Origin of the sequence: Ramlibacter albus, from assembly GCF_014297445.1 — a bacterium.
In the GTDB taxonomy this organism is placed as follows: Bacteria; Pseudomonadota; Gammaproteobacteria; order Burkholderiales; family Burkholderiaceae_C; genus Ramlibacter; species Ramlibacter albus.
In genome coordinates this window covers 17,633-34,907 of the sequence record NZ_JACORU010000012.1, presented here as the reverse complement: position 1 = coordinate 34,907, position 17,275 = coordinate 17,633, and the positions used below count along the sequence as shown (strand labels likewise).

Annotated in this window: 12 protein-coding genes; 11 read left to right on the top strand and 1 reads right to left on the bottom strand. The window is 68.8% G+C overall.

Features of this window, described 5'->3' with window-relative positions; genetic code table 11:
- The first annotated feature begins 11 nt into the window (after window positions 1–11).
- The 11 genes from frc (at window position 12) to H8R02_RS24590 (ending at window position 14,912) form a co-directional block, all read left to right on the top strand.
- Window positions 12–1,259 (top strand): formyl-CoA transferase, encoded by a 1,248-nt coding sequence (gene frc / locus H8R02_RS24640; RefSeq protein ID WP_187084166.1) that lies wholly within the window; start codon window positions 12–14, stop codon window positions 1,257–1,259.
- Between the two features lie 10 nt (window positions 1,260–1,269).
- Window positions 1,270–3,411 (top strand): acetate--CoA ligase family protein, encoded by a 2,142-nt coding sequence (locus H8R02_RS24635; protein WP_187084165.1) that lies wholly within the window; start codon window positions 1,270–1,272, stop codon window positions 3,409–3,411.
- 7 nt (window positions 3,412–3,418) lie between these two features.
- Window positions 3,419–5,119, top strand: coding sequence for an NADH-ubiquinone oxidoreductase-F iron-sulfur binding region domain-containing protein (locus H8R02_RS24630; protein WP_187084164.1), 1,701 nt, complete (start codon window positions 3,419–3,421; stop codon window positions 5,117–5,119).
- Window positions 5,116–7,944: a formate dehydrogenase subunit alpha gene (gene fdhF / locus H8R02_RS24625; RefSeq protein WP_187084163.1), complete on the top strand. Its 2,829-nt coding sequence runs from the start codon at window positions 5,116–5,118 to the stop codon at window positions 7,942–7,944. The genes H8R02_RS24630 and fdhF overlap by 4 nt, the downstream gene beginning before the upstream one ends.
- A gap of 183 nt (window positions 7,945–8,127) precedes the next feature.
- A complete protein-coding gene (locus tag H8R02_RS24620) occupies window positions 8,128–9,120 on the top strand; it encodes a hypothetical protein (RefSeq protein WP_187084162.1) in 993 nt (330 codons plus the stop codon).
- Between the two features lie 113 nt (window positions 9,121–9,233).
- Window positions 9,234–9,551, top strand: a complete 318-nt coding sequence (locus H8R02_RS24615) for a helix-turn-helix domain-containing protein (RefSeq protein WP_187084161.1) — start codon at window positions 9,234–9,236, stop codon at window positions 9,549–9,551.
- Window positions 9,548–10,804, top strand: a complete 1,257-nt coding sequence (locus tag H8R02_RS24610; RefSeq protein ID WP_187084160.1) for a type II toxin-antitoxin system HipA family toxin — start codon at window positions 9,548–9,550, stop codon at window positions 10,802–10,804. Before H8R02_RS24615 ends, H8R02_RS24610 begins: the two co-directional genes overlap by 4 nt.
- 88 nt (window positions 10,805–10,892) lie before the next feature.
- Window positions 10,893–11,282, top strand: coding sequence for a response regulator (locus H8R02_RS24605; RefSeq protein ID WP_187084159.1), 390 nt, complete (start codon window positions 10,893–10,895; stop codon window positions 11,280–11,282).
- Window positions 11,283–11,327: 45 nt separating this feature from the next.
- Window positions 11,328–11,990 carry a response regulator transcription factor gene (locus H8R02_RS24600; RefSeq protein WP_187084158.1) on the top strand — a complete coding sequence of 221 codons (663 nt, stop codon included), beginning with the start codon at window positions 11,328–11,330 and terminating at the stop codon, window positions 11,988–11,990.
- 92 nt (window positions 11,991–12,082) lie between these two features.
- Window positions 12,083–14,209, top strand: a complete 2,127-nt coding sequence (locus tag H8R02_RS30550) for a PAS domain S-box protein (protein WP_255429541.1) — start codon at window positions 12,083–12,085, stop codon at window positions 14,207–14,209.
- A 166-nt stretch (window positions 14,210–14,375) separates the two neighbouring features.
- Window positions 14,376–14,912: a hypothetical protein gene (locus H8R02_RS24590; protein ID WP_187084157.1), complete on the top strand. Its 537-nt coding sequence runs from the start codon at window positions 14,376–14,378 to the stop codon at window positions 14,910–14,912.
- A 15-nt stretch (window positions 14,913–14,927) separates the two neighbouring features.
- On the opposite strand, the gene H8R02_RS24585 is transcribed toward H8R02_RS24590, so the two are convergent.
- Complete coding sequence (locus H8R02_RS24585; RefSeq protein ID WP_187084156.1) at window positions 14,928–17,273, bottom strand: GspE/PulE family protein; 2,346 nt, start codon at window positions 17,271–17,273, stop codon at window positions 14,928–14,930.
- Between the last annotated feature and the right edge of the window lie 2 nt (window positions 17,274–17,275).

The following is a 17,275-nucleotide window of genomic DNA, read 5'->3' as shown; positions in this document are numbered from 1 at the left end:
AGAAAGAGCACATGGGCAAGGCACTCGACGGCATCAAGATCCTCGACTTCACGCACGTGCAGTCGGGCCCCACCTGCACGCAGCTGCTCGGCTGGTTCGGCGCGGACGTCATCAAGGTGGAGAAGGCGGGCGAAGGCGACGCCACGCGCGGGCAGCTGCGCGACATCGACGGCGTGGACAGCCTCTACTTCACGATGCTGAACCACAACAAGCGGTCCATCACCGTCAACACGAAGGACCCCAAGGGCAAGGAGATCCTCACGCGCCTGATCAAGGAGTGCGACGTGCTGGTGGAGAACTTCGCCCCCGGCGCGCTGGACCGCATGGGTTTCGGCTGGGAGAACATCCAGAAGATCAACCCGCGCATGATCATGGCGTCGGTCAAGGGCTTCGGCCCCGGCCCGTACGAGGACTGCAAGGTCTACGAGAACGTCGCGCAATGCGCGGGCGGCGCCGCCAGCACCACCGGCTTCGACGACGGCCCGCCGCTGGTGACCGGTGCGCAGATCGGCGACAGCGGCACCGGCCTGCACCTGTGCCTGGGCATCGTCACGGCGCTGTTCCAGCGCGAGAAAACCGGCCGCGGCCAGCGCGTGCTCGCCGCCATGCAGGACGCCGTGCTCAACCTCTGCCGCGTGAAGCTGCGCGACCAGCAGCGCCTGGACCGCAAGCACGTGCTCGAGGAGTACCCGCAGTACCCCGAAGGCGAGTTCGGCGAAGCCGTGCCGCGCGCGGGCAACGCATCGGGCGGCGGCCAGCCGGGCTGGATCCTCAAGTGCAAGGGCTGGCAGCACGACCCCAACGCCTACATCTACTTCATCACGCAGGCGCCGGTGTGGGAGTCGATCTGCAAGGTGATCGGCGAGGAAACGTGGATCACCGACCCGAGCTACAGCACGCCCAAGGCGCGGCTGCCGCACCTGAAGACCATCTTCTCGCGCATCGAGGAGTGGACCAAGACCAAGACGAAGTTCGAGGCGATGGAGATCCTCAACAAGTACGACATCCCCTGCGGGCCGATCCTGTCGATGAAGGAGCTGGCCGAGGAACCGTCGCTGCGCGAGACGGGCACGATCGTGGAAGTCGATCACCCCAAGCGCGGCAAGTACCTGTCGGTGGGCAACCCGATCAAGCTGTCCGACAGCCCGACCGAAGTGACGCGCTCGCCCCTGCTGGGCGAGCACACCGTCGAAGTGCTCGAGCAACTGGGCTACACGCAGGCCCAGATTGCCGACCTCAAAGAGTCCAAAGTCATCTAAGGAGCGAACCATGAGCTACGACAAGGCCAAAGTCCGTCAGGTCCTCGACGAGGTCAAGAAGTCGGGTCGTGACTCGCTCACGGCGCCCGAAGGCAAGCTGTTGTGCGATGCCTACGGCATCAAGGTGCCCGGCGAAGGCGTGGCATCCAGTGCTGCGGAAGCATCGAAGCTCGCTTCGGGGATGGGCTTCCCGGTCGTGATGAAGATCGTTTCGCCCGACATCCTGCACAAGACCGAAGCCGGCGGCGTGGTGGTGGGCGTGAAGAACGCCGACGACGCCGTCACCGCTTACGAGCAGATCGTTGCGAACGCGAAGAAGTACAAGGCCGACGCGAAGATCCTGGGCGTGCAGGTGCAGCAGATGATCAAGGGCGGGCAGGAAGTGATCGTCGGCGCGATGACCGACAACAGCTTCGGCAAGCTCGTGGCCTTCGGCATGGGCGGCGTGCTGGTGGAAGTGCTGAAGGACGTGACCTTCCGCCTCGCGCCCGCGACAAAGGACGATGCGGCATCGATGCTCGACGGCATCCAGGCGGCCGAGATGCTGCGCGGCGTGCGCGGCGGCAAGCCGGTCAACCGCGAGGCGTTGCAGGACGTGATCGTGCGCGTGTCGCAGCTGGTGACGGACTTCCCCGAGATCGCCGAGATGGACCTCAACCCCATCTTCGCCAGCGAGGAAGGCGCGATCGCCGCCGACGTGCGCATCGTCGTGAACTTCGCGCCGAAGGCGCCGCGTTATCGCCCCGACGAGAAGGACGTGGTCGCGTCGATGAACCGCATCATGAAGCCCAAGGCCGTGGCGGTGATCGGCGCATCGGACCAGGCCGGCAAGATCGGCAACTCGGTGATGAAGAACCTCATCAACGGCGGCTACAAGGGCAAGATCTTCCCGATCACGCCCAAGGGCGGCGAGATCATGGGCCTCACGGCGTACAAGAGCGTCAAGGACGTGCCGGAGGAGATCGACACGGCCGTCTTCGCGATTCCCGCGCCGCTGGTGGCCGGTGCGCTGAAGGAGTGCGGTGAGAAGAAGATCGCGGGCGCGATCCTCATCCCGTCCGGCTTCGGCGAGACCGGCAACATCGAGGGGCAGGAGGAGCTGCAGAAGATCGGGCGCGAGTACAACATCCGCCTGATGGGGCCGAACATCTACGGCTTCTACTACACGCCTTCGAACCTGTGCGCCACGTTCTGCACGGCCTACGACTACAAGGGCTCCACGGCTCTCTCGTCGCAGTCCGGCGGCATCGGCATGGCGATCATCGGCTACTCGCGCAGCGCGAAGATGGGCGTGTCGGCCATCGTCGGCCTGGGCAACAAGAGCGACATCGACGAGGACGACCTGCTGCTGTTCTTCGAGCAGGACGACAACACGAAGGTGATCGCGCAGCACGCGGAAGACCTGAAGGACGGCCGCGCTTTCGCGGAAGTCGCCAAGCGCGTCTCGAAGAAGAAGCCGGTGATCATGCTCAAGGCCGGCCGCACGGCAATGGGCGCTGCCGCCGCTGCTTCGCACACCGGCGCCGTCGCCGGCACCGACAAGATCTACGAGGACGTGCTGCGCCAGAGCGGCGTGATCCGCGCGCGCAGCCTGCGCCAGATGCTGGACTTCGCGCGCGGCGTGCCGATCCTGCCCACGCCCAAGGGCGAGAACGTCGTGATCATCACCGGCGCGGGCGGCTCGGGCGTGCTGCTGTCCGACGCGTGCGTGGACAACGGCCTGAAGCTGCTCAAGCCGATGCCCGCGGACCTGGACGCAGCCTTCCGCAAGTTCATCCCGCCGTTCGGCGCGGCCGGCAACCCGGTGGACATCACCGGCGGCGAGCCGCCCATCACCTACATGAACACCGTGAAGCTGGGCCTGGAGGACGACCGCATCCATGCGCTGATCCTGGGCTACTGGCACACCATCGTGACGCCGCCCATGGTGTTCGCGAAGAACATGGTGACGGTGGTCAACGAGATGAAGGAGAAGGGCAAGATCAAGCCCGTGGTCGCTTCGCTCGCGGGCGACGTCGAAGTCGAGGAAGCCGCGCAGTACCTGTACGAGAACGGCATCCCGGCGTATGCGTACTCGACGGAGATTCCCGTCGAGATCCTCGGCGCCAAGTACCAGTGGGCCCGTGCGGCCGGACTGATCCCGAAGTCCTAAGGAAGCAATGCAAGCGCGAGTCATCCCTATCGTCGCCGGTGGCGAGGACTTGCGCGAGCGCAAGCGCAAGGGGCCGAAGGGCCGGCGCCCCGACGCGGTGGCCGTTGCCGAAGTGCGCGAAACACTCGGCGACGCCCCGCTGCGCCGCGACCTGCTGATCGAGCACCTGCACAAGCTGCAGGACCGTTTCGGTTGTCTTTCTGCCCCGCACCTTGCCGCATTGGCGGACGAGATGCGCCTGCCGCAGGCGGAGGTGTACGAAGTCGCTTCGTTCTACCACCACTTCGACATCGTGAAGGAAGCCGACACGGCGCCGCCTGCGTTGACGGTGCGCGTGTGTGATGGGTTGTCCTGTGAGATGGCGGGGGCACAGAAGCTGCTGGCGAAGCTGCCTGCGCTGCTCGGCCCTGACGTGCGCGTTGTGGCTGCGCCTTGCATCGGGCGATGCGAGCAGGCGCCTGCGGCTGTGGTTGGACAGAACCCGGTGCCGTGCGCAACCTCCGAGAAGGTGGTCGACGCGGTGAAGACCGGCGCGACGAAGCACGAGCCCGAAGGCTACATCGGCCTGTCGCAGTACCGCGCCTCGGGCGGGTACAAGCTGCTGGAAGAGTGCCTCGCCGGCAAGCGCAAAGTCGACGACGTGATCGGCACGCTCGAATCGTCGGGCCTGCGCGGCCTGGGCGGCGCGGGCTTCCCCGCAGGGCGCAAGTGGAAGATCGTGCGCGCCGAGCCGGCGCCGCGCCTGATGGCGGTGAACATCGACGAGGGCGAGCCCGGCACCTTCAAGGACCGCGTTTACCTCGAGCGCGATCCGCATCGCTTCCTCGAAGGCATGCTGATCGCCGCGTGGGCGGTCGGCATCGACGCGATCTACATCTACCTGCGCGACGAATACCACGGCTGCCGCGCGCTGCTGCAGCAGGAGCTGGACCGCCTGCAAGCCGACCCGCCGAGCGCAGGCTTGCCGAAAATCGAGTTGCGGCGCGGCGCGGGTGCATACATCTGCGGCGAAGAGTCCGCGATGATCGAATCGATCGAGGGCAAGCGCGGCATGCCGCGGCTGCGCCCGCCCTATGTTGCGCAAGTGGGCCTGTTCAACCGCCCCACCCTCGAACACAACTTCGAGACGCTGTACTGGGTGCGCGAGCTGCTGGAGCGCGGCGCGGACTGGTTCTCGTCGCAGGGCGCGAACGGGCGCAAGGGCTTGCGCTCGTTCTCGGTCTCCGGACGTGTCAAGAACCCCGGCGTGAAGCTCGCACCCGCGGGGGTGACGATCCAGGAGCTGATCGAGGAGCACTGCGGCGGCATGCTCGACGGCCACAAGTTCTACGGCTACCTGCCCGGTGGCGCGTCGGGCGGCATCCTGCCGGCCAGCATGAACAACATCCCGCTGGATTTCGACACACTGCAGCCGTACGGCTGCTTCATCGGGTCCGCGGCTGTGGTCGTGCTTTCGGACAAGGACAGCGCCACGATGGCCGCGAAGAACACGATGCGGTTCTTCCGCGAGGAGTCGTGCGGGCAGTGCACGCCTTGCCGGGCCGGGACCGCGAAGGCGGTGGCGTTGATGGACCAGCCGAAGTGGGACCTGCCAACGCTGGCCGATCTCTCGCAGGTGATGCGCGATGCGTCGATCTGCGGGTTGGGACAGGCAGCGCCGAACCCGGTCGACTGCGTCATCAAATACTTCCCGCACGAGCTGTCATGAACGCCGTCACCCGAGCCGAACTCGCGCAACTCGACGCGCCCACCGTCACCTTCAAGCTCAACGGCAAGGAAGTCACGGCGAAGGCAAGCGAAACCATCATCCAGGTCGCCGACCGCGAAGGCGTGGAAGTGCCGCGCCTGTGCTACAAGCCCGGCCTCGACCCCGACGGCAACTGCCGCGCGTGCATGGTGGAGATCAAGGGCGAGCGCGTCCTCGCCCCGAGCTGCTGCCGCAACCCGGCCAACGGCATGGAGGTGACCACCGACAGCGACCGGGCCGTCAAGTCGCAGAAGATGGTGCTGGAGCTGCTGCAGGCCGACATGCCCGAGGCGGAGTACACGCGCCGCAACGAAGTGGACCTGTGGTCAGCGAAGCTCGGCGTCGGCAAGCCGCGCTTCCCCTCGCGCGTGCAGGTTCCGCAGGACGTCTCGCACCCCGCCATCGCGGTGAACCTCGACGCCTGCATCCAGTGCACGCGATGCCTGCGCGCCTGCCGCGACGAGCAGGTCAACGACGTGATCGGCCTGGCCTTCCGCGGCGAACATTCGAAGATCGTCTTCGACATGGACGACCCGATGGGTGTGTCCACCTGCGTCGCTTGCGGCGAGTGCGTGCAGGCCTGCCCCACCGGCGCGCTGATGCCCGCGCGCGGCGTCGGCCTGCAGGTGCCGGACAAGAAGGTGGAGTCGGTGTGCCCGTATTGCGGCGTCGGCTGCCAGCTGACGTACAACATCAAGGACAACAAGATCCTCTACGTGGAAGGCCGCGACGGCCCCGCGAACCACGGGCGCCTGTGCGTGAAAGGCCGCTATGGCTTCGACTACGCGAGCCACCCGCAGCGCCTCACGAAGCCGCTGATCCGCAAGGCGGGCGTGCCCAAGGTCCCCGGCGAAACGATCGACCCCGCACGCGTGCACGAGTACTTCCGCGAAGCGAGCTGGGAAGAAGCGCTCGACCTCGCCGGCAACAGCCTGAAGAAGATCCGCGACACGCATGGCCCCAAGGCCCTCGTCGGCTTCGGCTCCGCCAAGGGCAGCAACGAAGAGGCCTACCTGTTCCAGAAGCTCGTGCGCACCGGCTTCGGCAGCAACAACGTCGACCACTGCACGCGCCTGTGCCACGCGTCGTCGGTGGCCGCGCTGCTGGAAGGCATCGGCTCCGGCGCCGTGTCCAACCCCGTGATGGACGTGACGCAGGCCGACGTGATCATCGTCATCGGCGCCAACCCCACGGTGAACCACCCCGTCGCGGCGACGTGGATGAAGAACGCCGCGAAGAACGGCAAGAAGCTGATCGTGATGGACCCGCGCAAGTCGGACCTGTCGCGGCTGGCGTGGCGCTTCCTGCAGTTCAAGCCCGACACCGACGTGGCCATGCTCAACGCGATGATGCACGTCATCGTGCACGAGGGCCTGGTCAACGAGGACTTCATCAAGAGCCGCACCATCGGCTACGACGAGCTGAAGAAGAACGTCGAGGGCTACAGCCCCGAGGCGATGGCGCCGATCTGCGGCATCCCCGCCGAAACCCTGCGCGAAGTGGCGCGCACGTACGCCACGTCGAAGGGCTCGATGATCCTCTGGGGCATGGGCGTGTCGCAGCACGTGCACGGCACGGACAACGCGCGCTGCCTGATTGCGCTCGCGCTGATGACGGGCCAGATCGGCCGCCCCGGCACCGGGCTGCACCCGCTGCGCGGCCAGAACAACGTGCAGGGTGCATCGGACGCGGGCCTGATCCCGATGATGTTCCCCGATTACCAGAAGGTAATCGAGCCGCAGGTGCGTGCGAAGTTCGAGCAGATGTGGAAACTGAAGCCGGGCACGCTCGACGACAAGCCGGGCCTGACGGTGGTGGAAGTGATGCACGCCGCCGCCGAAGGCAAGGTCAAGGGCCTGTACATCATGGGCGAGAACCCCGCGATGTCCGACCCCGACGCGAACCATGCGCGCGAGGCGCTGGCCAAGCTGGACCACCTCGTCGTGCAGGACATCTTCCTCACCGAGACGGCCTGCCTCGCCGACGTGGTGCTGCCCGCCAGTGCCTTCCCGGAGAAGACCGGCACTTTCACCAACACCGACCGGCTCGTGCAACTGGGCCGCCAGGCGCTGCAGCCCCCCGGCGATGCGAAGCAGGACCTGTGGATCATCCAGGAGATGGCGCGGCGCATCGGGCTCGACTGGAATTACGAGCACGTGAGCGAAGTGTTCGACGAGATGCGGCACACCATGCCCAGCATCGGCGGCATCACGTGGGACCGGCTGGAGCGGCAGCACGCAGTGACCTACCCGTGCGTCAAGGAAGGCGACCCCGGCACGTCCGTCGTGTTCGACCACGACTTCCCGCGCGAAGGCGGCGTGGCGCGCTTCGTGCCCGCGGACATCATCCCCGCTGCCGAGCGGCCCGATGCCGAGTACCCGATGGTGCTGATCACCGGCCGGCAGCTCGAACACTGGCACACCGGCAGCATGACGCGGCGTGCGGGCGTGCTCGATGCGATCGAGCCCGACCCGGTGGCACTCGTGCATCCGCTGGACCTCGACGCGCTCGGCGTGCAGCCTGGCGGCTTGCTCACGATCGAGTCGCGCCGCGGCAAGATCACGCTGTACGGCCGCGCCGACGACAGCTCGCCGCGCGGCGCGGTGTTCGTGCCCTTCTGCTACTACGAGGCGGCGATCAACCGCGTGACCAACGACAAGTTCGACCCGGTGGCGAAGATCCCGGAGCTGAAGTACTGCGCGGTGCGGGTGACGGCGGGCGGTGAGGCGCCGAAGCAGGTGAGTTTCGGCGGCGGGCAGGCGCTGGCGGCGCTCGGCACGGCCTGAGCGGCCCGAAGGTACCGCAAGGTATCGTGACCGCGGTCACATCGAACCCATTGCGGATGCAACAAAACGGGAGCGCATGTTGCGGGCGCCGCTCCCGTGCAACGCCTGCTTACCCCGGCCTCTCCTGAGCGGTTAAACACGCGTCTCCGACGTCGTGTCGGGAAAGAAAACAGGAGTTCATTCATGTCCAGACTGCTCGGCATCATGCTGACCGGGTTCTTCGCTGCCGCCGCGAGCGCGCAGGTGGCGCCCCTGAACGTCGTGGGGAGCGCGACAGCCACGGGGCAAGGCGCGGTGGGCGCGGCTGCGGGCGCGGTTGCACGCCCCGCGGTCCCCGCCTTCCCGGCGCCCACCGCGGGCGCGAACTTCGGCGCCAACGCGGCGGCTGCTGCAACGGCCAACGCCGCTGCCGCGACCCGCGCGGCCGTGCCCGTGCCGCCCGTCGCCGGTACTTTCGGCAATGCGGCGGGCAGCGCCGCCGGAAACGTCGCGGGCACCGCGCGCGGCACGTCGAACGTGGGAACGTCGACGCTCAATGCAGGAACCGCGACGCTGGCCACGGCGCCTTCGTTCACGACCGGCGCGGCCAACTCGGCTGCAACGCAGGCCCGCGGCGACCTCGTCACGATCTCGGGCAACGGCAACATCGTCTACGGCGAGGCACGCCACCGCGCCGATGCAGGCCTTGCGACGGCAACCAGGACCGCGGCCACAACCGCAACGACGACGGCAACAGACACGTCCGCAAAGGCAACCACGGCGGGCGCGGCTACCCAATCGACCGCCACCCGCGTGGCCGCGACCGGCACCGCCAAGGCGAAGAGCCGTGTGGAGCCGAACGCGCGCGCTGTGGAGCGTGTTGCGGCCTCGGCACGGTCCTCCTCGCAGGCACAAGCGCGGTCCGCGGTGCAGGCGGCGGCCGCAGCGCAGTCCGGCTCGCAGCCCACGCTGCGGCCGGCCGTGCACGCCGGGGGCACCAGCACCGAGACGAAGGCGGAACGCCGCGCCACGGTCGCGACGAACGGGTCGCGCCGCGTGTCCGGCAACGGCAACGTGAGCGCGTCGTCCCGTACGGAGGAGCGCACCGAGGCTTCGACGGGCGGCGAACCCTCGGCGTCGACGAGCACGCGTTCGTCGACGTCGGCGCAGGCCAACGGCTCGGTTCAGGTTCGCTGATGCCGTGAACGGCGGCCGGGCGGGTCAGGACCGGCCGGCCGCGCGTCGGTATATGGACATTATTGTGTCCGTTAACTAGCAATTGGCCGGTTAACAGATATAATGATGTCCATATGCCATCGGATGCACGCCTCGCAACCGCCGACGAACTCTGCCGGGAGCTCGGCACGCGGCTGCGCGAGCAGCGTCTCGCACTTCTGCTCACGCAGGAGGAACTGGCGCAGCGTGCCGGGGTGTCGGGCGGTGCGATCAAGAAGCTGGAAAAGGACGGCCAGGGCCATGTCCTGAGCCTGGTGCGTGTCGCCATGGCCCTGGGGCTGGCCGGCGAGTTGGACTCGTTGTTCTCGCTCAAGCAGGCAACCAGCATCGCGGACATGGAACGGGCCGAGCGCGCGAAGCGTCGCCGCGCGCCACGGCGGCGCGCCACGTGAAGAAGATCGAGGTCGAGTTCCGCGGCTGGGGGCAGCAGTGGCACCTCGGCACGCTCGCGGACATCGGGCAGGGGCCGATCTTCGAGTACTCCGCCGAGGCTGTTCGCCGCGGAATCGAGCTCTCGCCGCTGCGGCTGCCGCTTGGAACGCAGGCCCATGTCGGCCTGCCCGGCCTTGTCGAAGACGCCCTGCCCGACGGCTGGGGCATGCTGCTCATGGACCGCGTGTTCCGCAAGCACGGGCTGCAGCCGGAGACGCTTTCGCCGCTCGACCGCCTGAGTTTCATCGGCGAGCGCGCAATGGGCGCCCTCGCCTTCCGCCCCGCCGCCCTGCTGGAACTCGATGCGCGCGACTACAGCTTGCTCGAACTCGGCCGCGCAGCCGCGGAGGTGTTCGAAGACGGCGACCTCGACACGCTCAAGACACTCGCCATCATCGGCGGCTCCCCCCACGGCGCACGCCCCAAGGCGCTCGTGCAGCTCGAGCCCGCCACCGGGCGCATCAGCACACACCCGGAAGCACCGGGCCAGCCGTGGCTGGTGAAATTCCCCGCCCGCGGCGAGCACAAGGAGGTCTGCGCGATCGAGGCCGCGTACGCGCAACTCGCGCGTCTTTGCGGCATCGACATGCCCGACAGCCGCCACTTCGACCTCGGCTGCGACCTCGCCGCCTTCGGCGTTGCCCGCTTCGACCGCGTGGACGGCATGCGCGTGCCGGTCCTCTCCGCCGCCGGCGCGCTGCACGCGGACTTCCGCCTGCCCTCGCTCGACTACCAGGCCCTGCTGCGCGCCACGCGCTTCTTCACGCGCGACGAGCAGGAGGTGCGCAAGGCCTTCGCGCGCTGCGTGTTCAACGTCGTCTTCCACAACCGCGACGACCACGCGAAGAACTTCGCCTTCCGCATGGACCGGCGCTTCGAGTGGAAGCTCTCGCCCGCCTACGACCTCACGTTCAGCAGCGGCCCGGCCGGCTGGCACCAGACCAGCGTGATGGGCGAGGCACGCGCGCCCTCGCGCACGGACCTCGACAAGCTCGCGGCGGACTCGGGCCTGCCGCGCGCGTTTGCCGCGCAATGCATCGAGCAGGCGTGCGAGCAGGCGGCGCAACTCGGGCCCTTGCTCGCCGATGCGGGCGTGCGCAAGGCCACGCGTGAGAAGGTCGTCGCCGCGGTTTCGCAGTGCGTGAAGCGGTGCGCCGCGCGCGCCTGGAAAACAGCCGGTCGCCTGCGGCGGACAAGCGGCCGCAAGGTGTAGGACGCAACCGCGATTCGCTTGCAGCGCATTGAACGGCGCGCGGGTTCGGTCCAAACTGCACGCCAGGCATGACACAGGGATGAACTCCATGACGCTGCGACCCCGGGTCGTCATCGTGGATGACGACGAAACTGTCCTCCGGTTGATGGCAAGGCGCCTTGCGCCGTTCTACGACGTGCTCGCCACGGGCGACCCCCGCAAGGTCAAGGGGCTGCTGCAAGAGCACCAGCCCCACGCCGTGCTGTGCGACATCGACATGCCCGGGATGGGTGGCGGCGAACTCGCGGCAGCCATCGCGGCCGACCCCGCGACTTCCGCCGTCCCGGTCGTGTTCATGACGGAACTGGCCACACCCGACGAAGTGGACGACCTCGGCGGCGTGATCAGCGGCCACCCGGCTTTCTCCAAGGGCGCTGAAACGAGCGTCGTGGTGGGCGTGATCGAAAAGGTGTGCGGCGAGCGCTTCGCTGCGGGTTGACGCGGCGCAATGGTGCCTCGGGACTGGTGCCCGAGAATCGCGCCAGTGACGCCCACAGAGACCCCCGACGCCCGCACCTCGCCCGGCGTGACCCGGATCGTGATCGCGGACGACCACCAGATGGTCCGTGCGGGCATCGTGGCGCTGCTCGATGGCATGCCGGGCATGGCCGTGGTCGCACAGGCCGGCAACGGTGCCGAGCTGCTTGGCCTCGTCGAAGGCCTGCGCCCCGACCTTGTCCTGACCGACCTCATGATGCCTGGCGTGAGCGGCTTCGAAGCCATCGCGAAGCTGCGCGAAACGCGGCCCCGGCTGCCCGTGATCGCACTCTCCATGGACGACTCGCCGGCCGCTGTGTACCGGGCCGTCGCAGCCGGCGCACGCGGCTTCGTGCTCAAGTATGGGCCGCCGCGCGACCTGGAGGACACGATCCGCGGCGTGCTTTCGCGGGGCGACCACTTCACGCCCGCCGCGGCGCACCTGCTGGTTCAGCGCCAGGCAAGCGCGGCCGTCACGCTGTCGCCGCGCCAGCGCGAGGTGCTCGTGCTGGTCGCCACCGGCAAGGCCAGCAAGGAGATCGCGTGGGCGCTGGGGCTGAGCCCCAAGACCGTCGACGCGCACCGCGCCAGGATCATGGAGGCACTGGGCATCCACGACGTTGCCGGCCTCACGCGCTTCGCCCTGCGCGAGGGCCTGATCGCCGCTTAGGCATTTCACTGCACGCGACCGGCCCGGCGCCCCGGAACAGACACTGTAAAGTGGCCCCGTGGGCGCCGGTCCTGCGGCGCGGAGGGGTGCAGATGGAGTCGAGGGTTGGCGCTGGGCCGCAGACGCCCACGATCGGCGCGCGCCTGCTGCGTATCGTGCTGTTGCCGCTGGTCCCGGCGGTGCTGCTCGTGCTCGCGCTGGTGGTCGCGCAATACTTCCAGAACGTGGCGGATGCGCGCGGCGCCGCCCTCGCCACGGCGCGCGCGCTCTCGGTGGCCGTGGATCACCAACTGAAGGAACTCGAGACCGGCCTGGAGGTTCTGGCGGGCTCGGCATCGCTCGCGCGCGGAGACCTGGCCTTGTTCCACGAACGCGCGGCGCGCATGCACGCCTCGCTCGGCATCACCAACGTCGTCCTGCTGGACGCCGAGGGCCGCCAGGTGGTCAACACATCCCGGCCCTGGGGCACGGCATTGCCGGTCCTCGGTGACAAGGCGCCCGCCCTGGCCGTGGTGCGCGAGGGCCGCCCCATGTTCAGGGTCGTACCCGCCGGGTTCTCCGGCAAGCCGATCGCCGTGGTCGCCGTGCCCGTGCGCATCGACGGGACCTTGCGATACGCGCTGTCGGCGGGGCTGTCGTTCGACCGTTTCGCCGCGCTGATCGCGCAGCAGCGCCTGCCGGCCGGCTGGATCGGCGCGGTGGTGGACGGCAATGGCATCATCGTCGCCCGCACCGCCCAGCCGGAGCGCTTCGTCGGCCAACCGGCCGCTCCGGTGCTGCGCAACGCCCTGGCCGGTTCCACCGCGGGGGCGCTCGACGGACGCACCCTCGAAGGCATCGAGGTCACCACGGTCTACAGCAAGGCTTCCGCCACGGGCTGGGGCGTGGGCATCGGGATCCCCAAGAGCGAGCTGGCGCGCGAGCTCACCACGGCATTGCTGTGGGTCGCGGCCGGCACCCTGCTGGTCTTGGCGCTGAGCGCCCTGGTTGCATGGGTTCAGGGGCGCCAGGTGGCCGGCGCGCTCGCGCGCCTGGTGGACGGCTCCGCGATGCTCGGGCGCGGCGAGCCCGTCCAGTTGCCTTCCCTTGGCTTTCGCGAAGCGGACCAGCTGGGCGCCGCGCTCGCGGAGGCCGGCCGTCGCCAGCGCGAACAGCACGATCATGTGGCGCGCAACGAGGCGCGGTGGAGTGCCGTGCTCGACTCCGCCATGGACGGCATCCTGTCCATCGACGAGTCGCAGCGCATCGTGATCTACAACCGGGCCGCCGAGCAGATTTTCGGCTGGCCGGGCGAGCAGGTGGTCGGACAGCCCCTGGAAATGCTCTTGCCGGCCCGCTTCCGGCACGGGCACGCCGACTTCGTGCGGGAATTCGGCCGCACGGGCGTCACGTCGCGGCGCATGGGCGGCGGCATGGTCATTCGCGGCCTGCGCGAGTCCGGCGAGGAGTTTCCCATCGACGCCTCGATCTCGCAGATCGACACGCCCGAGGGCAAGCTCTACACCGTCATCGTGCGCGACGTCACCGAGCGCGAACAGGCGCAGCGCGAACTGGCGCTCTTCGCCACGGAGGCAAGCACCGCGCGCGAGCAGGAAAAGGCGCGCATCGCGCGCGAGCTGCACGACGAGCTGGCGCAGAGCCTCACGGCGATGAAGCTCGACGTGCGCTGGCTCGCGGAACGATCCGCCGCCGACGCGGGGGCGGCCGCCAAGCTGGACGAAATGACCGCCATGCTGGACGCGAGCGTCGCCGCGACGCGGCGCATCGCCGCGGACCTGCGCCCCATGGTGCTGGACGACCTGGGGCTGGAAGCGGGCATCGAATGGCTTGCCAACAACTTCTCCCGGCGCACCGGCATTGCCTGTGAGCTCACGCTGGGAGAAGACGTCGAGCTTCCCGAACCGTATGCCACGGCCGTGTTCCGCATCGTGCAGGAGTCGCTGCAGAACATCGCCAAGCACGCCAAGGCGCGCGCGGTGCGGGTCGACGTGGCGCAACGGCGGCCAGCTCGTCCTGCGGATCGACGACGACGGGGTCGGCTTCAACACGGCCGACCCGCGCAAGCCGCTGTCGATCGGGCTCGTCGGCCTGCGCGAGCGGGCCTACCTGCTCAATGGCAGTGTCACCCTGGACAGCGCCCCGGGCCAGGGCACGCGCATCGTCGCGCGGATCCCGCTGCCGGACGAAGAAGCGGCGGATTGACGGACCGCTGCGCTTGACCTGACGCAATCAAGCGACGCCGATTCGCTGCGCCCTGCGCGAAGGGCTGGTCGCGGCTTAGGCATTTCACTGCATCCGGTGCAGCCATTTCACGCCTGCGCGCGTCGCGCGGCCGGTTCTACTTGGAACAAGCCCGGTCGTTGGGCGAAAAACAGGAGAACCCACATGGATGACCGCACCGACCTCGAATCCGGCACGAACGCCGGCGCCACCGTCGTGCTCGAAGGCGAATTCGTCACCGTCACGGCCGACGGCGCCGACCATCCGCTGTACCAGCCGATCTCGGACCTGCTCAAGCGCATCCGCCAGAAGCTGTCGATGGACGTGGTGTTCGTCTCGCAGTTCGTGGACGGCGTGCCGATGCGGCGGCACCTGAACCGCGTCGAAGACGGCGTGCCGTGCGATCCGCTCGAGGAGCTCTTCGCGCAGCACGTCGCCGATTGCAGGCACGAGGCGCTCGCGCACGAGCACATCGATCCGGACGCCTGCATCACGGAGCCCGTCGTCGCCGACGAGGAGTCGACGCTCGGCACGCTGTGCTGTGCGATGGAGGACAGCTCCGATGCCATCGAGCGTCAGCGCGAGAAGGATGCATTGCACAGCATCGCGAAGGTGATTTCGACCACGTTGCGCCCCCAGGCCCCCCCGGACATGGGCCGCGCGTGGGCCTCCTCCACCGTTGCCAGGCTGGAGCTGCGTTGACGGCCGGCTGCCGCGTCAGCGGCAGCTCGCGAGCACCTGCACGAGGTCGGCGTGGCCTTGCAGAATCTTCTCGATGCCGTCCTGCACGAGGGTGGCCATCCCCTCCGCGCAGGCCAGCGCCACGAGCTCGGCGGTCGCGGCCTTCGCGACGATGGCCGCCTTCATCTTCGGGGTACCCACCAGCAGCTCGTAGACTCCCACGCGTCCCCGGTAGCCCGTGTGTTCGCAGGCGTCGCACCCTGCGGGGCGAAAGAGGCGCAGCGTGCCATCGGGGCCGCTGTAGCGTGCCTTCCACCGCTCCACGAGGTTCTGGGGCTGCTCTTCGGAACCGAGCGTCCACTCGCGCGCAAGCGCCTGCAACTCCTCGACGCCGGGCTCATAGGACTCCTTGCAGCTGCACAGCCGGCGCACGAGCCGCTGACCCATCACGCCGAGCAGCGCATCCGAGAAGCTGAACGGGTCCACGCCGAAGTCGATGAGCCGCGTGATGCTCTCCACGGCGCTGTTCGTATGCATGGTCGACAGCACGAGGTGCCCGGTCAGCGAGGCCGCGATGACCGTCCGCGCGGTTTCCTCGTCGCGCGTCTCGCCGACCATGGTCACGTCGGGGTCCGCGCGCAGGAAGCTGCGCAGCGCCGCCGCGAAAGTCAGGCCGGTCTGCATGTTCACCTGCACCTGGCACAGCCCCTCCTGCGTGATCTCCACCGGGTCCTCCACCGTCCAGATCTTGCGGTCGGGCGTGTTGATCGACGCCAGCACCGAGTGCAGCGTCGTCGTCTTGCCGGAACCGGTCGGGCCGCACACGAACAGCAGCCCGTACGAGCGGGCGCCCATCGTGCGCAGCTGCGCGAGGTCGCGCGGCGACAGGCCGAGCTGGTCCATGGTGAGCGCTCGCGGCGCGGCCAGGATGCGCATCACGACGTCCTCCAGGCCGTTGACCGTGGGCATCGTGAGCACGCGCAGCTCCATGCGGCGCGGGCCGAAGTCCTGGAAGCGGATCTTGCCGTCCTGCGGCCGCCGCCGCTCGGAGATGTCCAGGCCCGCCATGATCTTGATGCGCGAAACGAGCGCCGCGCGGTAGCCGCGCGGCACCTCGATGTACGTGCTCATCACCCCGTCCGTGCGCAGGCGGATGCGGCTCGCCTTGTCGTCGCCGCGCGACTCGATGTGGATGTCGGACGCGCCCTGCTGCCACGCGTCCATGATCATCTTGTTGACCAGGCGCACGAGCGTGTTGTCCGATTCGGCGACGAGGTCGGGCGCGGCGTCGTCGGCCTCGCGTTCGGCGTCGAGGCGGTCCACGAGCTGCGAGATCTTCTCGCCCGCGGCGGGCCCGTAGAGCTGGTCCACCGCGGCCTCGAGTTCGTCGTGCGCCGCGAAGACCGGATCGACCTTCAGCCCGCAGAAGAACTCGATCTCGTGAAGCGCCTGCCACGACAGCGGGTTCTCGATGGCGATGGCGATGCGCTTGGCGCTGCGGTACAGCGGCACGGCCAGGTGCTTGCGCGCAAGTTCCGCTGACAGCGCGCGCAGCCCGTTCGGGTCGTACTGGAACCGGGAGAGGTTCACGCAGGGCACGCCCAGTTGCGTGACCAGCACGCGCCGCACCGCCTCGGGGCCGACGGCCCCCATGTCCACGAGGATCTCGCCGAACAGCTTGTGGCGGTCGCGCTTCTGCCGCTCGGCCGCCTCGTCGCGCTGCGCCGGCGTGATCAGCTTGTCCTCCACCAGCAGGTCGCCGAGGCGGCGGCGCGGCAGCGACTTCTGTCGCTCCAGCGCCGTCTGCACCTGCGCGGGGGTCTCCTGCGTGGCGCCCGGGGTGAAGGCTGCACCGCCCTGCGTCGCGGCCGCACGGGGCGGCGCGTCCGCATCGGCGAGCTCGTAGTTCTCGATGGCCTGCGCCGGCACGAACCAGCGCAGGATCGACGAGCCGTAGCCGATCACGAAGAGGAACAGGCCGCTCGGCCGCGGCAGCACGGCGGCCACGTCGGCCTCGACGCTGCCGCCGTCGCGGGTGCGCACGATGCAGCGCTGCTTGCGCGGCCGCGCCTTCGCCGCGAGGGCACCCGGCGGCACCGCCAGCGGGATGCCCTCCAGTTCGACCGTGCGGGCCAGGAAGAGCGAGCGCAGCGTGTCGAAGGGGATCATGCGGCGCGGCCCCGCTTCGCCCTGGAAGGCGAGCAGCTGCGCGTCGAAGTCGATCTCCGCCACGCGGCCCATCATCTTCTCGCCGCCCATGAGCGTGGCCATCCCGCGCTCACCTTCGCCCGGCGTGCCGGTGTCGACAAGCCGCATGTGGTGCGGGCTCGGCCATTGCGAACGGGAAGCGTCGGCAGGCTGGGGCATGGCAAGGGCGGACATCG

What these genes read in the sequence shown, in the direction of transcription:
- H8R02_RS24615 (WP_187084161.1), top strand. Translation starts at nt 9,234, where the DNA reads ATGCCATCGGATGCACGCCTCGCAACCGCCGACGAACTCTGCCGGGAG.
- H8R02_RS24635 (WP_187084165.1), top strand. Translation starts at nt 1,270, where the DNA reads ATGAGCTACGACAAGGCCAAAGTCCGTCAGGTCCTCGACGAGGTCAAG.
- H8R02_RS30550 (WP_255429541.1), top strand. Translation starts at nt 12,083, where the DNA reads ATGGAGTCGAGGGTTGGCGCTGGGCCGCAGACGCCCACGATCGGCGCG.
- H8R02_RS24620 (WP_187084162.1), top strand. Translation starts at nt 8,128, where the DNA reads ATGTCCAGACTGCTCGGCATCATGCTGACCGGGTTCTTCGCTGCCGCC.
- frc (WP_187084166.1), top strand. Translation starts at nt 12, where the DNA reads ATGGGCAAGGCACTCGACGGCATCAAGATCCTCGACTTCACGCACGTG.
- H8R02_RS24590 (WP_187084157.1), top strand. Translation starts at nt 14,376, where the DNA reads ATGGATGACCGCACCGACCTCGAATCCGGCACGAACGCCGGCGCCACC.
- fdhF (WP_187084163.1), top strand. Translation starts at nt 5,116, where the DNA reads ATGAACGCCGTCACCCGAGCCGAACTCGCGCAACTCGACGCGCCCACC.
- H8R02_RS24630 (WP_187084164.1), top strand. Translation starts at nt 3,419, where the DNA reads ATGCAAGCGCGAGTCATCCCTATCGTCGCCGGTGGCGAGGACTTGCGC.
- H8R02_RS24605 (WP_187084159.1), top strand. Translation starts at nt 10,893, where the DNA reads ATGACGCTGCGACCCCGGGTCGTCATCGTGGATGACGACGAAACTGTC.
- H8R02_RS24585 (WP_187084156.1), bottom strand. Translation starts at nt 17,273, where the DNA reads ATGTCCGCCCTTGCCATGCCCCAGCCTGCCGACGCTTCCCGTTCGCAA.